Origin of the sequence: Streptomyces sp. GS7 (assembly GCF_009834125.1) — a bacterium.
In the GTDB taxonomy this organism is placed as follows: Bacteria; Actinomycetota; Actinomycetes; order Streptomycetales; family Streptomycetaceae; genus Streptomyces.
Window position 1 is genome coordinate 5,283,562 of the sequence record NZ_CP047146.1, and the last position, 18,458, is coordinate 5,302,019.

The 18,458-nt window shown below is 70.5% G+C and carries 13 protein-coding genes; 5 read left to right on the forward strand and 8 right to left on the reverse strand.

All coding sequences use genetic code 11. From position 1 onward, the window contains the following. Nucleotides 1–26: 26 nt before the first annotated feature. The gene (locus tag GR130_RS23125) at nt 27–1,397 is read left to right on the forward strand and encodes an ammonium transporter (RefSeq protein WP_159506462.1); all 1,371 of its coding nucleotides are present in this window, start codon (nt 27–29) and stop codon (nt 1,395–1,397) included. A gap of 39 nt (nt 1,398–1,436) precedes the next feature. After that, nucleotides 1,437–2,783, forward strand: coding sequence for an ammonium transporter (locus tag GR130_RS23130; protein WP_159506463.1), 1,347 nt, complete (start codon nt 1,437–1,439; stop codon nt 2,781–2,783). A gap of 247 nt (nt 2,784–3,030) precedes the next feature. Here GR130_RS23130 and GR130_RS23135 read toward each other — a convergent pair whose 3' ends face one another. The 7 genes from GR130_RS23135 to GR130_RS23165 form a co-directional block, all read right to left on the reverse strand. Further along, entirely contained in the window at nt 3,031–4,602 is a 1,572-nt protein-coding gene (locus GR130_RS23135; protein WP_159506464.1) for a hypothetical protein, read from the reverse strand. A gap of 335 nt (nt 4,603–4,937) precedes the next feature. After that, nucleotides 4,938–5,084, reverse strand: a complete 147-nt coding sequence (locus GR130_RS23140) for a hypothetical protein (protein WP_159506465.1) — start codon at nt 5,082–5,084, stop codon at nt 4,938–4,940. 255 nt (nt 5,085–5,339) lie between these two features. After that, on the reverse strand, nt 5,340–7,253 hold the full coding sequence (locus GR130_RS23145) for an ArnT family glycosyltransferase (protein WP_159506466.1): 1,914 nt from the start codon (nt 7,251–7,253) through the stop codon (nt 5,340–5,342). 52 nt (nt 7,254–7,305) lie between these two features. Then, complete coding sequence (locus GR130_RS23150; RefSeq protein ID WP_159506467.1) at nt 7,306–8,346, reverse strand: NlpC/P60 family protein; 1,041 nt, start codon at nt 8,344–8,346, stop codon at nt 7,306–7,308. Nucleotides 8,347–8,395: 49 nt separating this feature from the next. Beyond that, a complete protein-coding gene (locus GR130_RS23155; RefSeq protein WP_159506468.1) occupies nt 8,396–8,878 on the reverse strand; it encodes a poly-gamma-glutamate biosynthesis protein PgsC/CapC in 483 nt (160 codons plus the stop codon). Beyond that, on the reverse strand, nt 8,875–10,212 hold the full coding sequence (gene pgsB / locus GR130_RS23160) for a poly-gamma-glutamate synthase PgsB (RefSeq protein ID WP_159506469.1): 1,338 nt from the start codon (nt 10,210–10,212) through the stop codon (nt 8,875–8,877). Before pgsB ends, GR130_RS23155 begins: the two co-directional genes overlap by 4 nt. Nucleotides 10,213–10,231: 19 nt before the next feature. Beyond that, nucleotides 10,232–12,559 (reverse strand): HAMP domain-containing protein, encoded by a 2,328-nt coding sequence (locus GR130_RS23165; RefSeq protein WP_159506470.1) that lies wholly within the window; start codon nt 12,557–12,559, stop codon nt 10,232–10,234. Nucleotides 12,560–13,072: 513 nt separating this feature from the next. On the opposite strand from GR130_RS23165, the gene GR130_RS23170 reads away from it, so the two are divergent. The 3 genes from GR130_RS23170 to GR130_RS23180 all read left to right on the forward strand — a co-directional run bounded on the left by GR130_RS23170 (nt 13,073) and on the right by GR130_RS23180 (nt 16,990). Further along, nucleotides 13,073–14,326 (forward strand): alpha/beta hydrolase family protein, encoded by a 1,254-nt coding sequence (locus tag GR130_RS23170; RefSeq protein WP_159506471.1) that lies wholly within the window; start codon nt 13,073–13,075, stop codon nt 14,324–14,326. 758 nt (nt 14,327–15,084) lie between these two features. After that, nucleotides 15,085–15,543: a hypothetical protein gene (locus GR130_RS23175; protein WP_159506472.1), complete on the forward strand. Its 459-nt coding sequence runs from the start codon at nt 15,085–15,087 to the stop codon at nt 15,541–15,543. Nucleotides 15,544–15,904: 361 nt separating this feature from the next. Further along, nucleotides 15,905–16,990, forward strand: a complete 1,086-nt coding sequence (locus tag GR130_RS23180; RefSeq protein ID WP_159506473.1) for a hypothetical protein — start codon at nt 15,905–15,907, stop codon at nt 16,988–16,990. Nucleotides 16,991–17,082: 92 nt separating this feature from the next. On the opposite strand, the gene GR130_RS23185 is transcribed toward GR130_RS23180, so the two are convergent. Further along, nucleotides 17,083–18,387: a L,D-transpeptidase gene (locus GR130_RS23185; protein WP_159506474.1), complete on the reverse strand. Its 1,305-nt coding sequence runs from the start codon at nt 18,385–18,387 to the stop codon at nt 17,083–17,085. Nucleotides 18,388–18,458 lie beyond the last annotated feature (71 nt).

Here is an 18,458-nt window from a genome sequence, read left to right on the forward strand (position 1 = left end):
GGCTCCCCCTACCCGGAAAGACTCGGATGCCTACCACTCTCGATACGGGCAACACCGCGTGGCTCATGGCGAGTACCGCCATGGTGCTGCTGATGACGCCCGGCCTCGCCTTCTTCTACGGCGGCATGGTCAAGACCAAGCACGTGCTGGTCATGCTCAAGATGAGCTTCGTCTGCCTGGCCCTGGTCACCCTGCTGTGGCTGGCCATCGGCTACAGCCTGGCCTTCGGCAAGGACGTCGGCGGTTGGGGCCTGATCGGCTCCCCCGCGCACTGGATGATGCACGACGTCGGGATGGCCAGCCTGAACGGTTCCATCCCCACCGTCATCTTCTCCGGCTTCCAGATGGCCTTCGCCATCATCACCGTGGCCCTGATCAGCGGATCCATCGCCGGTCGCGCGACCATGCGCGGCTGGCTGTGGTTCGTGGTGGCGTGGACCCTCTTCGTCTATGTGCCGATGGCGCACTGGGTGTTCGCGCCCGACGGGTGGGTCACCGCCCACCTCGGCGCTCTGGACTTCGCCGGTGGTATGCCGGTGGAGATCAACTCCGGTGCGGCCGGCCTCGCGGTGGCGATCGTGGTCCGCAAGCGCAAGGACTTCGAGCGGGAGACCATCCGGCCGCACAACCTGCCGCTGGTCGTGGTCGGTCTCGCGCTGCTGTGGTTCGGCTGGTTCGGCTTCAACGCCGGCTCCGCGCTGCAATCGGGCGGCAGCGCGCCGATGGCCTTCCTCAACACCCAACTCGCCGCCTGCGGCGCGATGGTCGGCTGGCCCCTGATCGAGAAGTGGCGGCTCGGACACGTCGAGATGCTCGGTGTGGCGTCGGCCGCCGTCGCGGGCATGGTCGCCATCACCCCGGCCTGTGGTGAGGTCTCGCCGATCGGCGCCCTGGTGATCGGCTTTGTCGCGGGCGTGGTGTGCGCCTTCGCGATCAACCTCAAGTACAAGCTGCGCTACGACGACACCCTCGACGTGGTGGGCGTACACGGCTGGGGCGGCATCGTCGGTGTCCTGGGTATCGGCCTGTTCGCCACCTTCCAGATGAGCGGCAAGAAGGGCCTGTTCTACGGCGGCGGCGTCGACCTGCTGTGGCGCCAGGCCGTCGGCGTGGTGGTGTGTGCGGCCTTCTCCTTCGGCGTGACCTGGCTGATCGCCCAGGCCATCGAGAGGACGGTCGGCTTCCGGGCCGCCGAGGACTACGAGCATGTCCCCGGCGCGGAGGAGGAGCAGGCGTACGACGACGAGACCATCGCCGAGGTCCGGCGGCGGCTTGTGCAGGCCCGGGTCCCCGTCACCGTGGGCACGGGTGGTGAGGAGGCCGGTTGCGGCAGCGCCGACGCCGAGCTGCTGGCCGAGCTCCGGGAGGTCCTCCAGCGACGGGAGCAGGAGAAGTGACGACTGCTCACCCGCCGTCCGTCGAATCGAGGAACTGACATGTCCCACATCTTCGACACGGGCAACGCCTCCTGGTTGATCATGGCCGCGGCCATGGTGCTGCTCATGGCTCCGGGACTGGCCTTCTTCTACGGCGGCATGGTGAAGACCAGCCAGGTCATCACCATGCTCAAGATGTGCTTCGGCTGTGTGGTGCTGGTCAGCATCACCTGGTTCGCGTTCGGCTACACCCTCGCCTTCGGCAAGGACGCCGGCGGGCTCGGGTTGATCGGCGGGCTCGGCCATGTCTTCATGTCCGGCGTGGGCCTGGAGAGCCGCACCGGCGACATACCCACCGTGACCTTCTCGGTCTTCCACATGTCCTTCGCCATCGTGACGGTCGCGCTGATCAGCGGCTCGGTGGCGGGACGGGCCAAGATGAACGGCTGGCTGGTCTTCGTCTGCGCCTGGACCCTGCTCGTCTACGTCCCGATGGCGCACTGGGTGTTCGCGCCCGACGGATGGGTGTCCAGGCAGCTCGGCGCCGTCGACTTCTCCGGCGGTACGGTGGTCGAACTCGCGTCCGGCGCGGCCGGCCTGGCACTGGCCGCGGTCGCCGGGCGGCGGGAGGACTTCGAGCGCCAGCCGATCCGCCCGCACAACCTGCCGCTGGTGGTCATCGGCCTGTCCCTGCTGTGGTTCGGCTGGTTCGGCTTCAACACCGGCTCCTCCCTCGGCGTGCCGGGCGCGGCGGCGATGGGCTTCGTCAACACCCAGTTCGCCGCGGGTGCCGCCATGGCGGGCTGGGCGGTGACCAGCTACTGGCGCACCCGCCAGGTCGGTCTGCTCGACATCAGCATGGGCGCCGTCACCGGCATGGTCGCGATGACCCCGGCCGCCGGCGACGTCACCCCGTTCTGGGCTGTCGCGATCGGTTTCCTGGCCGGTCTGACCTGTGCCTTCGCGATCAGCTGGAAGTACCGCTTCGGAGTCGACGACACCCTGGACGTGGTCGGCATCCACGGCTGGGGCGGGCTGTTCGGCATGGTGATGGTCGGCCTCGCCGCGACCGGAACGATGACCGGCAAGAAGGGCCTGTTCTACGGCGGCGGCTGGGACCTGCTCGGCAAGCAACTGGTGGCCGTGCTGGTCATCGGTCTGTTCTCGTTCGCCATGACCGCGCTGATCGGCAAGCTGGTCGACCGCACCATCGGCCTCCGCCAGTCGCACGGGACCGAGGAACACGAGCAGGTCTACCAGAACGACTGGGACGTCCAGTTCAAGGAGATCGCCGACGCGCTCCGCGGCAGCGGTCTCGACAAGGGCTCCTCCGAGCCGGATGCGAGCGCACTGCTCGACCAGGTCCGACGCATCCTGGCGGCCGACCCGGAGCAGCTGCGGGACTGATCGCTGAAGGTCGGCGACCCGATCTGGGCTGCCGCCCGAGCCACGGCTCCGGCGGCAGCCCGGTGCTGCTTGGCCTGATCGTCCGTGCGGCCGCCCGCATGGTGAGGTCGCGGTGCCGCTGCAACGCAAGGATGCTTCCGGCTCGGGGGGCGGCGCTCGCCCCCGGGCGTGTTTCTGTTCCCACGTATCGGGGGGCTCGTCGTCGCAGGCCCCGGGGCCGGCTCGTGATCCGGCCCCGGAGGTTCGCTCAACGCTTGAGGAGGACGACCGCCGCGGAGTAGGGGGCGAGGCTTGTCGGGGCCGCGCCACGGTGGGTGGCGGGGGCGGAGTCGCCGCGCTGCCAGGTGAGGGTGCGGTCGCTGTGGTAGCCGGCCGGAAGGGAGAAATGGAAGGACTGGGCCTGCTTCGGGTCCTTGTTGACCACGACGACGGCCAGCGTGCCGTCCGCGCGACGGACCGCGTGGGTGGCGAGGGTGCCGTTGCCACCGGTCGTGGTCGTAGCGAGCGTGGCGCCTCCGCCCTGGAGAGCGGTGGTCAGCATCCGCAGGGTGTGGTAAGGCGCGAAAGGCGTGCCGACCGGCGGCTCGCAGTGCTGCTTCTTGGGCTGGTCCCACGGGCACTTCCCGGAGGACAGCAACCCGAGGTCGCCCCAGCCGCCGTCCTTCGTAGCGCTCGGGCCGTTGTACAGAGCCCACCAGTCAACGTTCGAGACGCCGTTCTCCAGCAGTGACAGGTTGCTGTCCAGCAGGTAGAGGGCGCCCACCGCGTTGTCCTGCTGCTGCGTGGGGAAGACGCCGGAGTTGCTCTCACCCGCGACGATGTCGAGGTGATGGCGCGGCCCCGACGCCCGATCCAGATCCGCCCGCAGCGCCTTCAGCACGGGCGCCGTGTGCGCGGTGTCGGCGAGCACCGACGCGTCGTCGAACTTCCCACTGAACGTGGGGTGGTACCAGTGGATGTCGACGAAATCGACGGCCTTCGCAAGGCCCGGCGTGTTCAGAACCGCGTCGTCCCACTCCTTCAGCTTGCCCTTTCCCGGATCGTGCGCCGTCGCCGGGTCGCTGGGGAAGAACTCGATGCCGACCCGGATGCTCGGGTCGACGGCCTTCATCGCCTTCGCGTAGGCGATGGAGTTGCGGGCGTAGGCGGCCGGCGACTTGTCGGCGTGCGCGTCGGGCTCCTTGGGCGCGGGGTGTTGGGGGTTGCTGAACCAGCCGTTGAGGTACGTCTCCTCGCCGACGACCCAGTCGTGCACGTGGTAGTGGTGGGTGCGGTTGGCGTACCGGACCCAGGCGGCGGCCTCACGCGGGTCGCCGGGCTTGGGGTGCTCCTTGGTGCTCGGGTGGGCCTTGGTGTCCGTCGGGCCGGTGCCGTAGTTGACGTGCACCAGCATGCCGGCGTGTGCGTCCTGGGCGGTCTTCGCGAACTGGTCGAAGGTGAACGTCGGGTCGAGGTCCTGGTATCCCCCGTTGTCCTTGCCGTTCGGGTCGGGGCTCAGCCAGCCGCCGTTCTGGAAGTGGTACAGGTCGCTGGGCCCACCGGCGTTGAACGACAGGGTTTTGATGCCTGCCCTGCGGATGAGCTCAGGGGTGTCCGGCCTGGTGAGGTACGGGTTCCAGAACGGCGTGTTCACCCCGATTGCGTGCGACGAGAAGGTGTTGGTCACGCGGTTCGTGACCTTGATGTCGGCAGCCGGCGTGGGCTCGGACGACGCGGCGCCGAGCGCCGTGGCGCTGGGCGAAGCGGCTATTCCGGCGAGCGCGGCCGTGGCGGCGGCCAGGGCGAAGGCGCGGTTGCGGTTGCGGTTGCGTGGTGACATGGCGTGCGGACCTTCCGCTCGGTGCGGATCACCAAGCGGTGATCCCACCTCAATCTGCCAAGACGGCCATGCAGTCGGCAGACCCGTCTGTCACTGATTCGCCCTGACGAATGTCACAGAGCCGGATGCCCTCGTTCCACACCGTGCCCGCAAGGGGTGTGGCCTGCTCAATGCCCCTTGGTTTGCGCTCTCTTTGAACCTCCAGGGTGTGACCAGCGCACTGGGCTTCAGCGGCGGAGTAGAAGTCCCGCCCACCCGGCTGCCGGGAGTTGGCGGCCGCCTATACGAGGACGACGTCGACTTGGCGCCGCGCCCGCCGACGAGGGAATCGACGGTTACAGGATGAGCCCCGGCCCCAGTGCAGGAACGAGGGCGGTGTTGCTCTCGGGGCCTTCGGAGAAGGCTTGGGCCGGCGCGGCGAGGGCGAGGCCGGCCAGGGAGAGCAGGACGGCGGTCGCCAGGACGGTGAATGAACGTCGCATGTGCTTCATGGAGTCCTCTCGCTGCACGCGGACCGGGCGCGGACCGGGCGCAGCACGCGCGGTGCGTTGTTGCTGGTCCCGGGGACCAGGGTCGATTTTCGCCAGGAAGGTTCCCCTGCCTCTCCGCTGCAAACACATCGTCACTCGCATGACAGGTTTCTACCGGCGTGGCCGGGGGCGGGAGGGATGCCCCGGTCGGGTCACAGCGGGCACCCGACCGACGGCCGGCGATCCGTGGAGGGCAGGCCGAGCAGGTCAGTTGTCCCGTCGAGCGCAGTCGTAGAGGGTGAAGCTTCCGTCCGAGGTGCGGCCGTAGGCGCTGGGCGGGATGCGGGTGCAGATGCTCCTCACCCAGGCCGTTGCCGGTGTGGACGGGCGGCGCGTGGTCAGCAGGGCGTAGCGCAGGTGGTGGGTGGCGACCAGGTCGCTCAGCCGCAGGGGGGTCGGATACGGGGTCAGGCCGGTGAAGCCGCCCATGACCAGCAGGGGTTGGGAGGTGGCGCGCAGCAGGGGTTCGGCGCCGTAGGCGGCTTGGGTGGCGAGCAGGTACTGCTCTCCGGAGCGGTGCGCGGACAGGTAGCTCAGCAGTGCGGCGTCGCGCGACGATGGCTGGTTCAAAGGGTTTCGCGGGATCCTGACCCGGTGGTGGTGCGTCCCCTGATAGTCGGGTCCGACCGGTCCGGCCAGTGGCTCGATGGGTGAGCCGGGATACCGCCGGTCCAGGCAGGAGGCGGCCCAGACGGCCGGGGCGAGCAGTACGGCCGCCAGTGCCGCAGCCAGGGCGCTGTGCACCGCCCGGCGCGTGGTGTCCGGCCCGCTGGTCCACAGACCGACGGTCCCGCACAGGCCGAGCATCAGCACCATCGGCAGCAGCCAGGGGGCGAATGCGCTGTGCGGGCCTTCCACGGCCGCGGCCCACAGGGCCGTGAGCCCGATCGCGACGGGCAGCGCGGCCCGGCGTCGCCCGCCGGCACGGTGCTCGGACCGGAACACGGCGAGGCCGCCCCCGGTCAGCGCGGCGAGGGACGGGGCCAGTACGGCGGTGTAGTAGCCGTGATTGCCGTTGGAGTTGCTGAAGACCACGACGTGCACCGCCAGCCAGCCGCCCCAGAGCAGGAACCCCGTCCGCAGCCTGTCGGTGCGCGGGAGTCCGGCGCGCCACCACACGCCCAGTACCAACGCCAGTACGGCGAGCGGCAGGAGCCAGGAGATCTGGGGGCCCAGGCTCTCGTTGACCAGCATGGTCCAGCCGGTGTTGCCGGTGGTGCGGCTGGCGGCGGTGCCGGCGACGGCGCCCAGCGCATGCGGGTCATGGCCGAACCGGCTCAGCCCGTTGTAGCCGAAGACCAGGGTGAAGGGGTTGTTGTTGGTGGTCCCGTCGATGTAGGGACGGTTCTCGGCGGGGGTTGCCCCCACCAGCAGCAGCCAGGAGCAGGAGACGAGGATTGTGGTGACTCCGGCGAGCAGCACCCGCCGGGCCCGCTCCAACGGTGAGCCGGGCGCGGCCAGTTGGTACACGGCGGCGAAGACCGGCAGCACGAGCCACGCCTGGAGCATCTTGGCCTGGAAGGCCAGCCCCACCCATGTTCCGCAGCCGAGCAGCGGCAGCAGTCCGCCGGTGGTGACGGCCCTTTGCAGCGATCCCGCGGCGAGGACCAGCAGCAGCACGAGCAGGGTGTCGGGGATGGTGTGCCGGTTGAGTGCGACGGTGATCGGGGTGAGGGTGAGGGCCAGCGCGGCGAGCAGTCCCGCCGTGGGGCCGGCCCAGGCACGGACGATGCGGTGCAGCGCCCAGACGGCCAGTACGCCTTCCAGGACCTGCGGCAGTACCACGGCCCAGTTGTGCGGTCCGAAGAGCATGACGGAAAGGGCCTGCGGCCACAGCGCACCGGGGATCTTGTCCACGGTGATCGAGCCGCTCGGGTCGAGCCCGCCGTAGACGAAGGCATGCCAGTTCGCCGCCATGGAACGCACGGCCGCGCTGTAGTACGGGTGCACCCCGGCACGGTCGATGCCCCAGGCGTAGAGCACCGCGGCCGCCGCCAGGATCAGCAGGAGCGCGGACAACTCCCAGTTGACAGAAGGCCGTTGACGGCGTCTGGCGTGGCAGGCGCGCCTGATGCGCCGGCCGGGGTCGGTGGGGGCTCCGGTGAGGGGTGCGGTGGCCATGGCGGTGTCTCTCGTGCGGACGGGCTCGGATGCGAGGGGTATTTCGTCGGCTTCACAGGCGGCGGGCCATGCGCAACCCCCGGGCGTAGAAGCCATGGCCGTCGAGCGTCGCGCGGCCGGCCAGGTCGCCCATGGTGGGCCCGTTGGCCTGCGAGCGGCTGGAGTAGAAGCGCGGATGCCCGTCGTCGTCCGGCCCCAGGTACATGCCGCAGTGGTCGATGCCGTGCGGCCTGCCGATGTCGATGGAGAAGAAGACGAGGTCGCCGGGGAGCAGCAGGCTCAGGTCGGCCGGCGGCTGCCCGGTGTTGGGGATCAGCAGCACGCCGGGGGCGCGGGTGGCGATGGCATAGGCCCGGCGGGGCAGGCCGATCCCGTGGTCGTTGGTGGCGTGCATGGGGTAGCCCATGCGGTAGCCCCAGACCAGGCGCATGAAGCCGGAGCAGTCCACGTCGCCGTAGCGTTCCTTCTCCGGGGACGTGCGGGTGCCGTCCGGGAAGGTCCAGGGAACGCCGAGGTAGTCGTAGAAGTCGGACTTCTCGTCGCGGTAGTGGAACGAATCGGGCTGGCGGCCGGGAACCTGCGGCCCGAAGTGGGCCTTGCCGGCGTAGCGCAGGCCCGATGCGGTGCGCACGTCGGGTGCCCCGTCGCCGTACTGGAAGGCCACCGCGAGGGCATCCGGACTGCGGTCGGCGAGCGCCTTGGGGAACCACTCCCTGAACCAGGCGGTTCGCTCCCTGCCCTGGCTCCATGCGCTGCCCATCAGCCGCACCCAGGCATCGCCGTGGACCACCGCGCCGGTGGTGCGCGACTCGCTCCAGGTACGGGTCGGGCCGGTCAGCAGGGCGGTGCGCGCGCCGTCGGTGAAGGTGGCCAGCACCCGGTCATCGGCGGCGAGAACCACCGTACGAGCAGGCGCGTCGCGGCGTTCGAAGCGGTAGCCGCCGGTCGGTATCGGGACGTCACGGTCCGGCAGGTCGCTTCGGGAACGCTGCCATGCGTATCCGCCGGCGACTGCGGCGGCGGCCAGGCCGGCGGCGGAGCCCAGGATCTGACGGCGGCTCGGCTTGCGGGGCGGGGTGGGGCCGGTGCCCATGGTGACCTCCTTTACGTGCGGACGGGTGCGGCGGACGCGGGTGCCCGGGTCAGCCGACGGGCAGCGCCCCCAGCAGCAGCCCGGCGACCAGCACCACATACGTGCCGAGGGTCACCGCGGTGGTGGAGATCACGGTGGCCGCCAGCGGTTGCCGAACGAGCTGATAGGCGATCAGGCCGGGGACGATGAAGCCCAGGGTCTGGGCCGTGTAGAGGAGCGGGAACTCGTGCTGGAGCGCGAGCATCACCGTGGTCTGGAGCAGCACCGCGGACAGCACCACGGCGGCGAAGAGCCGTTTCCCGTAGAGGATCACATGTCGCTGGAGGAGCTTGGTCGCGGCGAGGGTGAGCGCGGTGACACCGATCACCATCGCGGCCCGGACCACATCGGTGACGAGGGTCAGCGCCAGCCAGCCGGGGGTGATCATGCCGCCGGGAGAGAGGTTGGTGGTCAGGTAGCAGACCAGCGAGAAGACCAGTCCCAGGGCGATCCCCAGTGCGGCGGTCTGCGGAGTGACGTTGACGGGGATCACTGCTGCGTCCTTGTGGGCTCGTGCCGGGCTGGGGTGAGGGCTGAGGAGGGGGGTAGGGCAGGCGGGCCGGGGGTGGGGGCGTTCAGCGACGCCACCCAGCGGTACGGCTCGGGCTCGGGCGGGTGCGCCACCGGAAGCGGCTCGTCGGCGGGGTCGATGGGCAGCCTGCCGAGGTGTTCCAGGAACAGTTCGCCCTGGCCGTGGATGTTGCCGATGGCCACCAGCGAGGAATCCGGGCCCAGTTCGGCGAGGATGGCGCCGGTCAGCTCCTGGGCGTCGCGCCGGTCGCCTCCCAGGTCCACCACCCGGCCCGACGACCAGTCCGACGGGATGCCGTCGCGGGCGCTCCTGGTCGGATGCCCGATGAGGAAGACCGTCTCCGGGTCCAGGTCGGGGACGATCGCCCCCATCTGCCCGTTGCGTTCGACCCGGTCCGGGCGGCAGTTGACGACCACGTTCAACGGGCGCCGGATCGCGCCGAGTTCGGCCAGCTGACGGACGTTCATCAGCGTCGACTCGGGGTCGTTGGCGGCGAAGACGTTGGCGAAGCGCAGCCGCTTGCCGTCCGGTGTGCGGTAGCGCTCGACGGAGAGCACGCCGGGGTCCGGTGGTGCGTCCCACATGCCGCGCAGTGCGGTGGCCCGGTCCACGCCGAGCAGTTCGGCCACCGCCAGCGCGATGGCGACGTTCTCCTTGAACGTGAACCAGCTGAACCCGCGCAACTCCTCGTCGGTGACCGACTCCGGATCGACCGTGATCAGGCGGCATCTCCGTTTGTCCGCCTCCGCCTTGAGGATGTGCAGCCGCTCCTGCTCGGCGGTGACGCAGATCCCCCCGACCGGCATCGACCTCGACAGCGAGCGGGCCACGTCGTCCAACGTCGGGCCCATCTCGTCGAGGTGGTCCTCGCGGACGTTGCACAGCACGCCGATCGTGGAGCGGATCAGCTTCTCCTGGTTGATCTCCTGGAGTGCGGGCATCACCGCCATGCACTCGATCACCAGGGCGTCCGGACGGTAGGCCGCCGCGCGTCGGACGATGCCGATCTGCTCGACGACGTTCGCGATGCCCAACTTCCGGTACACCGGCTCCTCGGTGGCGTCCGGGTGGATGAACCGGGCGGCGGTGCCGGTGGTCTTGGCCACGGTGACCAGTCCCCCGCCGCGCAGCGCCCCCGCGCACAGCCGGGTGATGGAACTCTTGCCGCGGATGCCGTTGACCAGCACCCGGGCGGGGATGTGCGCCAGCGCGGCGTAGTGGCGCCGCTGCTCCAGCACGCCGGCGACCAGCAGCACGGTGCAGCTCAGCAGCAGCACAACGTAGAGGAAAAGCACGACAGTTGATCCTTCACTGCTACGGCGCGCTGCCGCGCTGGGACTTGGGGACAAGGGCCGGGGCCACGTCGGCTCCGGCGCCGCGGTCCCGTTCCACCAGGGCCTGCCGGAGCAGCTCCAGGTTGCGGGTGACCGAGCCGCACTCGTCGTGGTGGACCGGGTACAGGACGGTGCGGCGGTCGCCGCCGGCCAGCCGCTCGGCGCACCCGGTGAGGGCGCGCAGCGGTCTGACCACGACGATGTGCAGCCAACCCAGGCAGGCGACGCCCACGGACAGGGCGAGCAGCCCGGCCAGCATGGTGCGCGCCTGGACCTCGTACGCCGCCAGTTTGAGCGCCGCGGCGGGCTCGGCGGAGACCACCTGCCAGCCCAGTCCGGCGGCCGGCCCGGACTGTGCCAGGGGCGCGGCGGCCGCCACCGACAAGCCCTCGCCCGGCCCGGCGCCCGCGTCCAGGACGGCCGACTCCGGTCTGCCCCGGCCGCCCGGCGCGGCGCCGGTCCTGTCCACGAGGCTGGTGAGGCCCCGGCTGGGAAGGGGCTGGAAGGCCCGGAAGCCGGTGCTCGACGCGAGCACCCGGTGGCGCTCGTCGGTCAGCCACACCTTGCCGAGCCCCGGCCGCGCCACGAGGTCGTTCAGCCCGTTCACCCCGATCTCGGCGACGACCACGGCCGGGGCGGTGTCCGCGGCGCCCTTGGCGTTCTTGGCGTTGCCCGCCGCAGGGATCTGGGCGTAGGCGGCGATGGTGGGGATCTTGCCGGACGTGGTGACCTGGGTGATGCCCTGACCGGTCGGTGCATGGACGAGGGTGCGCAGCGGCTGCTTGCCGACCCGCAGCACGACGGCACCGGTGCGGTCCAGCACGTACAGCGACCGGAAGGTGGGATGGCCGGCGTGTTCGCGCCGCAGCACCTCCGTCGCCCGCTCCGGTGGCATACCGGAGATGGCCGACGCCACCGCTGCGAGGTCGGTGCAGCTCTGCCCGAGGGACTGCCGCACCCGGTCGGCGGCGGCCTCGGTGCGTGCCTGCTGGTCGGCGACGGTGGTTGCCGGTACGGCCCTGGCGGCGGGTACCCGGTTGAGCAGGAACAGCAGCGGCACCGCCCACACGGCGATCACGAGTGCGCAGACCACGGCAACCGACCGGAGACCGGGCCGGCGTCGCACCGGCCGCACGGGCTCCGGCCCCGTCTCGCCGAGCAGTTGGCGGCGTATCGACTCCAACGCCCGGCCGACCCTGCGGGGCTCGCCGAACAGGGCGGCCGGCACCGGCCGCGCCAGTTCCTCCGCCGCCCCCGACAAGCCGCAGACACCCCTGGCCAGCCGGGCGGCGGACAGGTGCAGCCGCAGCAGCGGAAGTTGCACGGTGCGCCACAGCACCGCGGTGACCAGCAGCGCGATCACCACCAGCAGGCCCGCGGCCACGAGGGCGAACCCGGTGTGATCGGCTCCGTCCTTCGCCGGAGCCACATCCTGGGACGTGACGACCGTCAGCCCCAGGCCGGAGCTGTCGTCCTTGCCGTCCACCGCGGAGACCGATGCCCAGCCCGCGACCCTGCGCAGCCCGTCGTGACCGTCACCGAGCATGCTCCCCGAGGAGTCCCCGGCGCGTCGGCCGGCGCCGGCGGCGTCCGCCGCGGCGGCGGGCCCGGTGCGGTCGTCGGTGTCGGGCGCCGGGTCCGTGCCGACGGTGGCGGCGCTGGCGAGCACCTTGCCGTTCCGGTCCACCAGTTGACCGGTGCGCACTTCTCCGTACACCACCGGAGCAGTGGCCCTCTCCGATACGACCAGCAGGAGTTCGCGTTCGCCGGCGCCCTGGTCCCCCGTCTGGTCGCGTGCCTGGTCGTGGTTCTCGTCCTGCTTGCCGACCGCAGTGGGCACAGTGACCCGGGCGAAGAGCAGCAGCCGGGGTTCGGCACCGCCTGAAGAGGCCAGCCGGGGCGCGATGTTCGCGGTACCGGACTTCGCCAGGGCCACCGCAGCCGCCCCGGTCAGCGGCACCCCTTCACCGCCGGCGGCCACCGCTTTTCCGGTGTCCGGGTCGAGCAGCGAAGCGCCCAGCGCAGGGGGCCCGGCCGGGACGAGGGATCGCAGTACGGCCGCGGGAGTGCCGCCGTCGGCGGGTCTGGCCGACGCCGCAGCGCGACGCACCGCGGCGGCTCTGGCGTCGATGGAGGTTCTGACCGAGGCGGCGGCATCCTCGGCGATCCGGCGTTCCCCGTCGCGTACGGCCTGGGGAACGTCCTGTTCATGAACGGTGCCGAGCCCGAGTGTGGGAAACGCGGCGACCGCCAGCAGCGCACAGAGCAGCGCCGCGATCGGCGGACGGACCCCTCCGAGCAGTGGCATGTCGGCGCGACGCCGGGCGCGATGGGGACGGGGCGAGTGGGCAACCTGGTGCAGGGCAGCGTCCTCTCGGCACGTGGGGGATGGCCGTGCAGCAACTCGAGGAGTATCGATACTGCGTTTCACACGATAATCACAAGTCCGTTCCCTTCGCGCCCACACATACGAGACAAAAGGGATCTGTATCCCCAACTCGGCCGAGAATTAGGTCGCTTACACATCTTTGCTACTGCGACCGACCTCCCGAGCGCGCCGAACCCAGGACACCGGCAGCCGCCCACCCGACGCACCGGGGCATTCCGTCGCACACGCCCCAAACAGCCACTCGACCAGCCCGCTTCACCCGCACACGCCACACCGGAACGTGGGGTGGCACCCTCGATCACCAACCGTCCCCGAGCGAGAACTCTCCGCACAATCAGGGGGGTTGGCTTGGCCATGGCAAACTACCCACTACGATGAGCGCCACCGCTCGCCGGTCATCTCGCGAACGCCCCCACGGAGACGAGGCTGCCCATGAAGCACGCACGAAAGCGCCAGAGCCGGCTGCGCGCCCGGGTCGCCGGTACCACAGGAGCACTGGCCGTCGTCCTGGGTGCCGGGGTCGTGCCCGCCACCGCCGCGGCGAAGACCGCCGGTACGCCCACGACAGTGACCAAGCCCGAGGACACCCCGCAGGCCCCGGGCCAGTTGACCCTCCCCGCCCCCACCGGTTCCCATCGCGTCGGTACGGTCGACCTCCACCTGCGCGACACCAGGCGCGCGGATCCGTGGATACCCGGAAACCAGCCTCGGGAGCTGATGGTCACGCTGTGGTACCCGGCCACGCACACCAGCCGCTATCCCGCCACCCCTTGGATGCAACCCGCAGCGGCCGCCCACTTCCTGGCGGCCCGTCAGATGCCGCCGGGCGCGGTGACCCTGCCCACCACCGCCGGCCACACCGGCGCCCCGGTCGACCACAAGGCCGGCAAGCTGCCGGTGCTGCTGTACTCAACCGGACTGCACGGGGACCGCGCGATGGGCACCGCACTGGCCCAGGACCTGGCCAGCCGCGGCTACTTGGTCGTCACCATCGACCACACCCACGACGCCGGCGAGGTGGAGTTCCCCGGCGGGCGGCTTGAGCTGAACACCATGCCGGCGGGGACCCACGCGTCCCACACGATCGCCGTCCGGGCGGCGGACACCCACTTCGTGATCAACCAACTTGCCGCGCTCGCCCGGGGCCACAACCCCGACGTCGACCACAAGGCCCTGCCCCACGGGCTGTCCAAGGCCGTGGACATGCACCGTATCGGGATGTTCGGCGCATCCCTCGGCGGCGGGACCGTGCCCGCGGCCATGCACGCCGACTCCAGGATCCGCGCGGGGGCGGACCTGGACGGCCAGTTCTTCGGGTCGGAGATCAGCAAGCCACTCGACCGCCCCTTCCTGCTGTTCAGCTCCCAACACCACAACCGCAACGACGACTCCAGCTGGGCGAGGCTCTGGAAGCACCTGCACGGAGAGCGGATCGACCTGAAGCTGCGCGGCGCCGAGCACAACTCCTTCACCGACAGTGAGGCCCTACTCCCCCAGGCACCGGCCGCCTTCGGACTCACCCCTCCCCAACTGGTCCAGATTCTGGGCACCATCGCCCCGACCCGCGCCATCGAAATCCAACGCACCTACCTCGCGGCCTTCTTCGACAAGGAACTGCGCCACCACCACAGTCACCTGCTCGACGGCCCGTCACACCACTACCCGGAAGTCGCCTTCGTGCGCTGAACGGACCGGGGGCCGGTGACGGCCCCCGCCTGAGGCCCCCCACGGCACGGCCGGATCCCGGACAGCTCCGCCGCCCGTCCCCCCGGCACTCCGACCTCCTCATCAAGGGTACCCAACTCAGATGCCGTCCCGGCCAGTTGGCGCACATCCCCACACCCAAGTAACGCCTTTCTTTAGCAGCCGCTTCCCGTGCTAGAAACGATCTCACTCGTTCGACGGGGCGGCGCGCGGCGTCGCGGCAGGGGGAATTCCACGATGGACAGATCAGCGAAGGGCACGGGCGGCCGCTGTCGCCGCCCGGGTGATCGGTGCGACCAGCACTTCACCGGAAGAGGTAACTCACCTTCACCACGAGGGAACTGACCACCCTTCACTTCAGTCCGAAGAGCACGTCGCATTCGGTGTCGCCAGGGGCCGTTCGACTCCCGACTCCCCCACGGCTGCTTGCGAGCGGTACGGCCACGCCACCTCCGGTACGAGGTTGACGACACCTTCCCGGTGAGCAGGAGACGCCCGGTGCGGCGGTCACCAGCCGCAACTGCTCCCCTTCCCTGCCACCAGGGCCAGGCACCGACGGCATGTCGGGCTGTCCGGCCGGCCTCTCCACGCTGCGCCGCGGGTCCGGCCTGCTCGCCGCGGGTTCGGCCGGCGGCGAGCACCGCGCCGGCGCCACGGACGGGTACCTGCCGACGGACCGGACCAGGGGTCATGCGCCGCTGAGCACGGTCCGCTCATCACCACTCCGGAAAGGAAACGCAGTGCGATCCACACGCATGCTGACATCGGGAGCCGCCGTTCTGGCGTCCTCCGCCATGCTCCTGGCCCTCGGCCAGTCCTCGGCGACGGCAGCCGGTGTCACGTCCGCGGGCGGGGACGTCCCGTGGACGGCCACGTACGGCACGGCCACGGCATCGGGCACCAGGTCGCTGGAGTCCAACGGCGGCCTGTCCTCCAAGCTCATCGTCAAGGGCACCTTCAAGAACACCGGGAAGGACTGCTACTCGGTGTGGACCCAGTGGACCTACGACATGTCGCCCATGCCGGCCACCAAGCAGTCGACCCTGTGCGGCGCCGGCACTCAGGCGGTCGACCTGAGCATTGCCAACTACAGCCTCACCACCACCGGTTCGGTCTTCATATGCCGCGGTGACAAGGACGCCACGGACTGCGGCCCGCAGGAGTCGCTGACCAGCTGGCCGGTCAAGCCCACCAGCTGACCCGTCCGCCCCCGTCCCGGTTCCACTCCGGTAGCGGCTGTCCGCTCTGGTGAAGGACGGGGCCGGCGAACCCGCCGGCCGGCTCGCCTGCCCGGGACATGTCCGGGCAGGCGAGCCGGCCGCTTCGACGTTCGCCGAGCCGCTGGGCGGATTCGCCCGCGTCCCCCGCTACCATTCCGTCTCGGCGTGGGTCAGTGGATCTTGCCGTGCCCGTGGGCCGGCCGGGTCGGCCGGGAACTCCTCGGCCGGGACGCCGACCTGCCCCGGCCGTCGAGGATGCACCGAGGCCGCTGACGAGCCGTCCGCCCCACCGCGGCGGCTCGATCACGTGGGCCCTCGGTCGGAACGCAAGGTGACTGTGGTGCGTGTACTGCTGGGCATCGCCGGTGCCGTCGTCGTACTCGGGATCTTCTCCTCCGTACTGCGCACCCTGGTGATCCCCCGCCCGACGCTTTCCGGCTTCACCCACATCGTGCAGCGCCTGGTCCACCGCGCGTTCCAACTGATCGCCGACCGGTCGACGAGCGCGGAGACCAAGGACCGGGTGCTCGCACCGGTGGCGCCACTGGCCATCGTGGTGACCCTGATCAGCTGGCTGGCATCGTTCCTGGTCGGCTACGCCCTGCTGGAGGCCGCCGTCAGCCAACTCGGTGTACGGGAGGCGCTGACCGAGTCCGGATCGTCGCTGCTCACACTGGGCTTCGCCAGTGGCAACCGGGCCACGCTGAACGCCATCGACTTCTGCGCCGCCGCCACCGGACCCATCGTCATCGGCCTCCAGGTCGGGTATCTGCCCACCCTCTACAGCGCCTACCAGAGCCGCGAGACCGAGGTCACCCTGCTCCAGGCCCGTGCGGGCTCACCGCCCTGGGGGCCGGAGATCCTGGTGCGGTACGCGCAGGTCGAACTGCTGGACAACCTCACCGAGTTGTTCCGCAACTGGGAACGGTGGAGCGCCGCGGTGAGCGAGAGCCACACCACCTACCCGGTCCTGATCCACTTCCGGTCGCCCAAGGCCACCCGCAACTGGCTGATCGCGCTGCTCGCCGTCATGGACGCCGCGGCACTGCGCATGGCCCTCAACCCGTCCCAGCCGAAGTCGGAGGTCCGGCTGGCGCTGCGGGCGGGCTTTGTCTGTCTGCGCGACATCGCGGACATACGCGGTATCCCGTACGACCTCGACCCGCATCCCGACGACCCTGTCCAACTCACCTACCAGGACTTCCTGATGGGGATCGAGCGGTTGCAGGAGCGTGGCTACCCGATGGAACGCACCCCCGAGGAGGCGTGGCCGCACTTCCGCGGCTGGCGGGTCAACTACGAGTCGATCGCCTACCGGCTGGCCCTGGACATCGACGCGGTTCCGGCTCCGTGGTCCGGTCCGCGCCGCACCCCCGTGACCATCCGGACCCCGCTCACCCCGGTCGACCGCCGACCGGTCACCTAGGGTCTGTCCGATGGGTCAGGGGCGGACAGGCCCTGGGCGGTGTCGCCTGCCGCGGGGCTGCCCGCCGGTTTCCCGTACGGGGCGGGAGCCGGTCACAACGCGCTGCCCGCCTGCCAGTCGGACCAGGACAGGTTCCATCCGTTGAGGCCGTTGTCCGGTTTGACGGTCTGCTCGGGCGAGTTCCTGACGACCACGACATCGCCGACGAGCGACTGGTCGAAGAACCACTTGCCGAGGGTCTCACCCCCGCCACCCTTGCTGTCCCGCAGCCCGATGCAACCGTGGCTGGTGCCGGTGCGGCCGAAGTCCGACGGGTTGCCCCAGTAGTTGCCGTGGACGAAGGTGCCCGAGGCCGACAGCCGCATCGCATGCGGCACATCAGGGATGTCGTAGGTCTTCCCGGGGTTGCCGAAGCCCACGGTCGAGCCGTCCATCCGGGTCTGCACGAGCTTCTCCGAGATCACCATCTGGCCGTTGTAGGTCGGGTTCTTCGGGCTGCCACCGGAGATCGGCACGGACTTGATGGTCCTGCCGTCGCGAACGACCGTCATGGTCTGGGTGTTCATGTCGACGGTGGAGACCTGGGACCGGCCGACGGTGAAGGTCACCGTCTTGGACTGCACGCCGGTGATGCCGCCGCCGCCCTTCACGCCGTCCAGGTCGATCTTCATCGTGACCTTGGAGCCGGCCTTCCAGTACTCCTGGGGCCGGAAGTCCAGGCGCTGGGAGCCGAACCAGTGGCCGACGACCTGCTGGCCGCTGCTGGAGGTCACCGTGATGTGGGACTGGACGTCCTTCTTGTCGGTGATCGACCGGTCGAAGTCGAAGGACACCGGCATCCCCACGCCGACGGTCTTGCCGCCGTCGGGGGTGTAGGAGGCGGTGAAGCTGTTCTTCGGGGAGACCGTGGTGAACGTGGCGTTCTCGGTGGCCGTCCGGCCGCGGTCGTCCTTGGCGGTGGCGACCAGCTGGTACTTGGTACCGCGCTCCAGCCGGGCCGAGGGCTCCCAGGAGGAGCCGTCGGCGGCTATCGAGCCCTTGATCGGGGCGCCGTCGTCCACCCGGACCAGCCGTACGCCGGTCAGCTTGCCGCCGCTGACCCTGACGCCGGTGGTGAGTCCGGCGTCGGTGGCGCCGTTCCGCGCCGAGACCTTGATCCTCGGGCCGGACGCGTCCTTGGCTCCTTCGTCGCCGCTCGCCGCGCCGCTCCCGCCGCACCCGGACAGGGCCATCGCACCCGTGGTGATCAGCACCGAGGCGGCGAGCACGCCGCGCTTCTGCCGGCGGCGGCGCGGCGCCGCAGGCGGCGGCTGCCCCACTGACAGGGGCAGCCGAGGGCGCGGGGTGCGCAACCGCGCAGGCGCGGGGATATCGGACGGTGTCACGAGCAGCTCCATACAGGGCGGGGAGGTCGGCCAGGGTCAGCCAGGGCTGTACGACGTCGGTGGCCAACGGTAAGGAGTGCTTC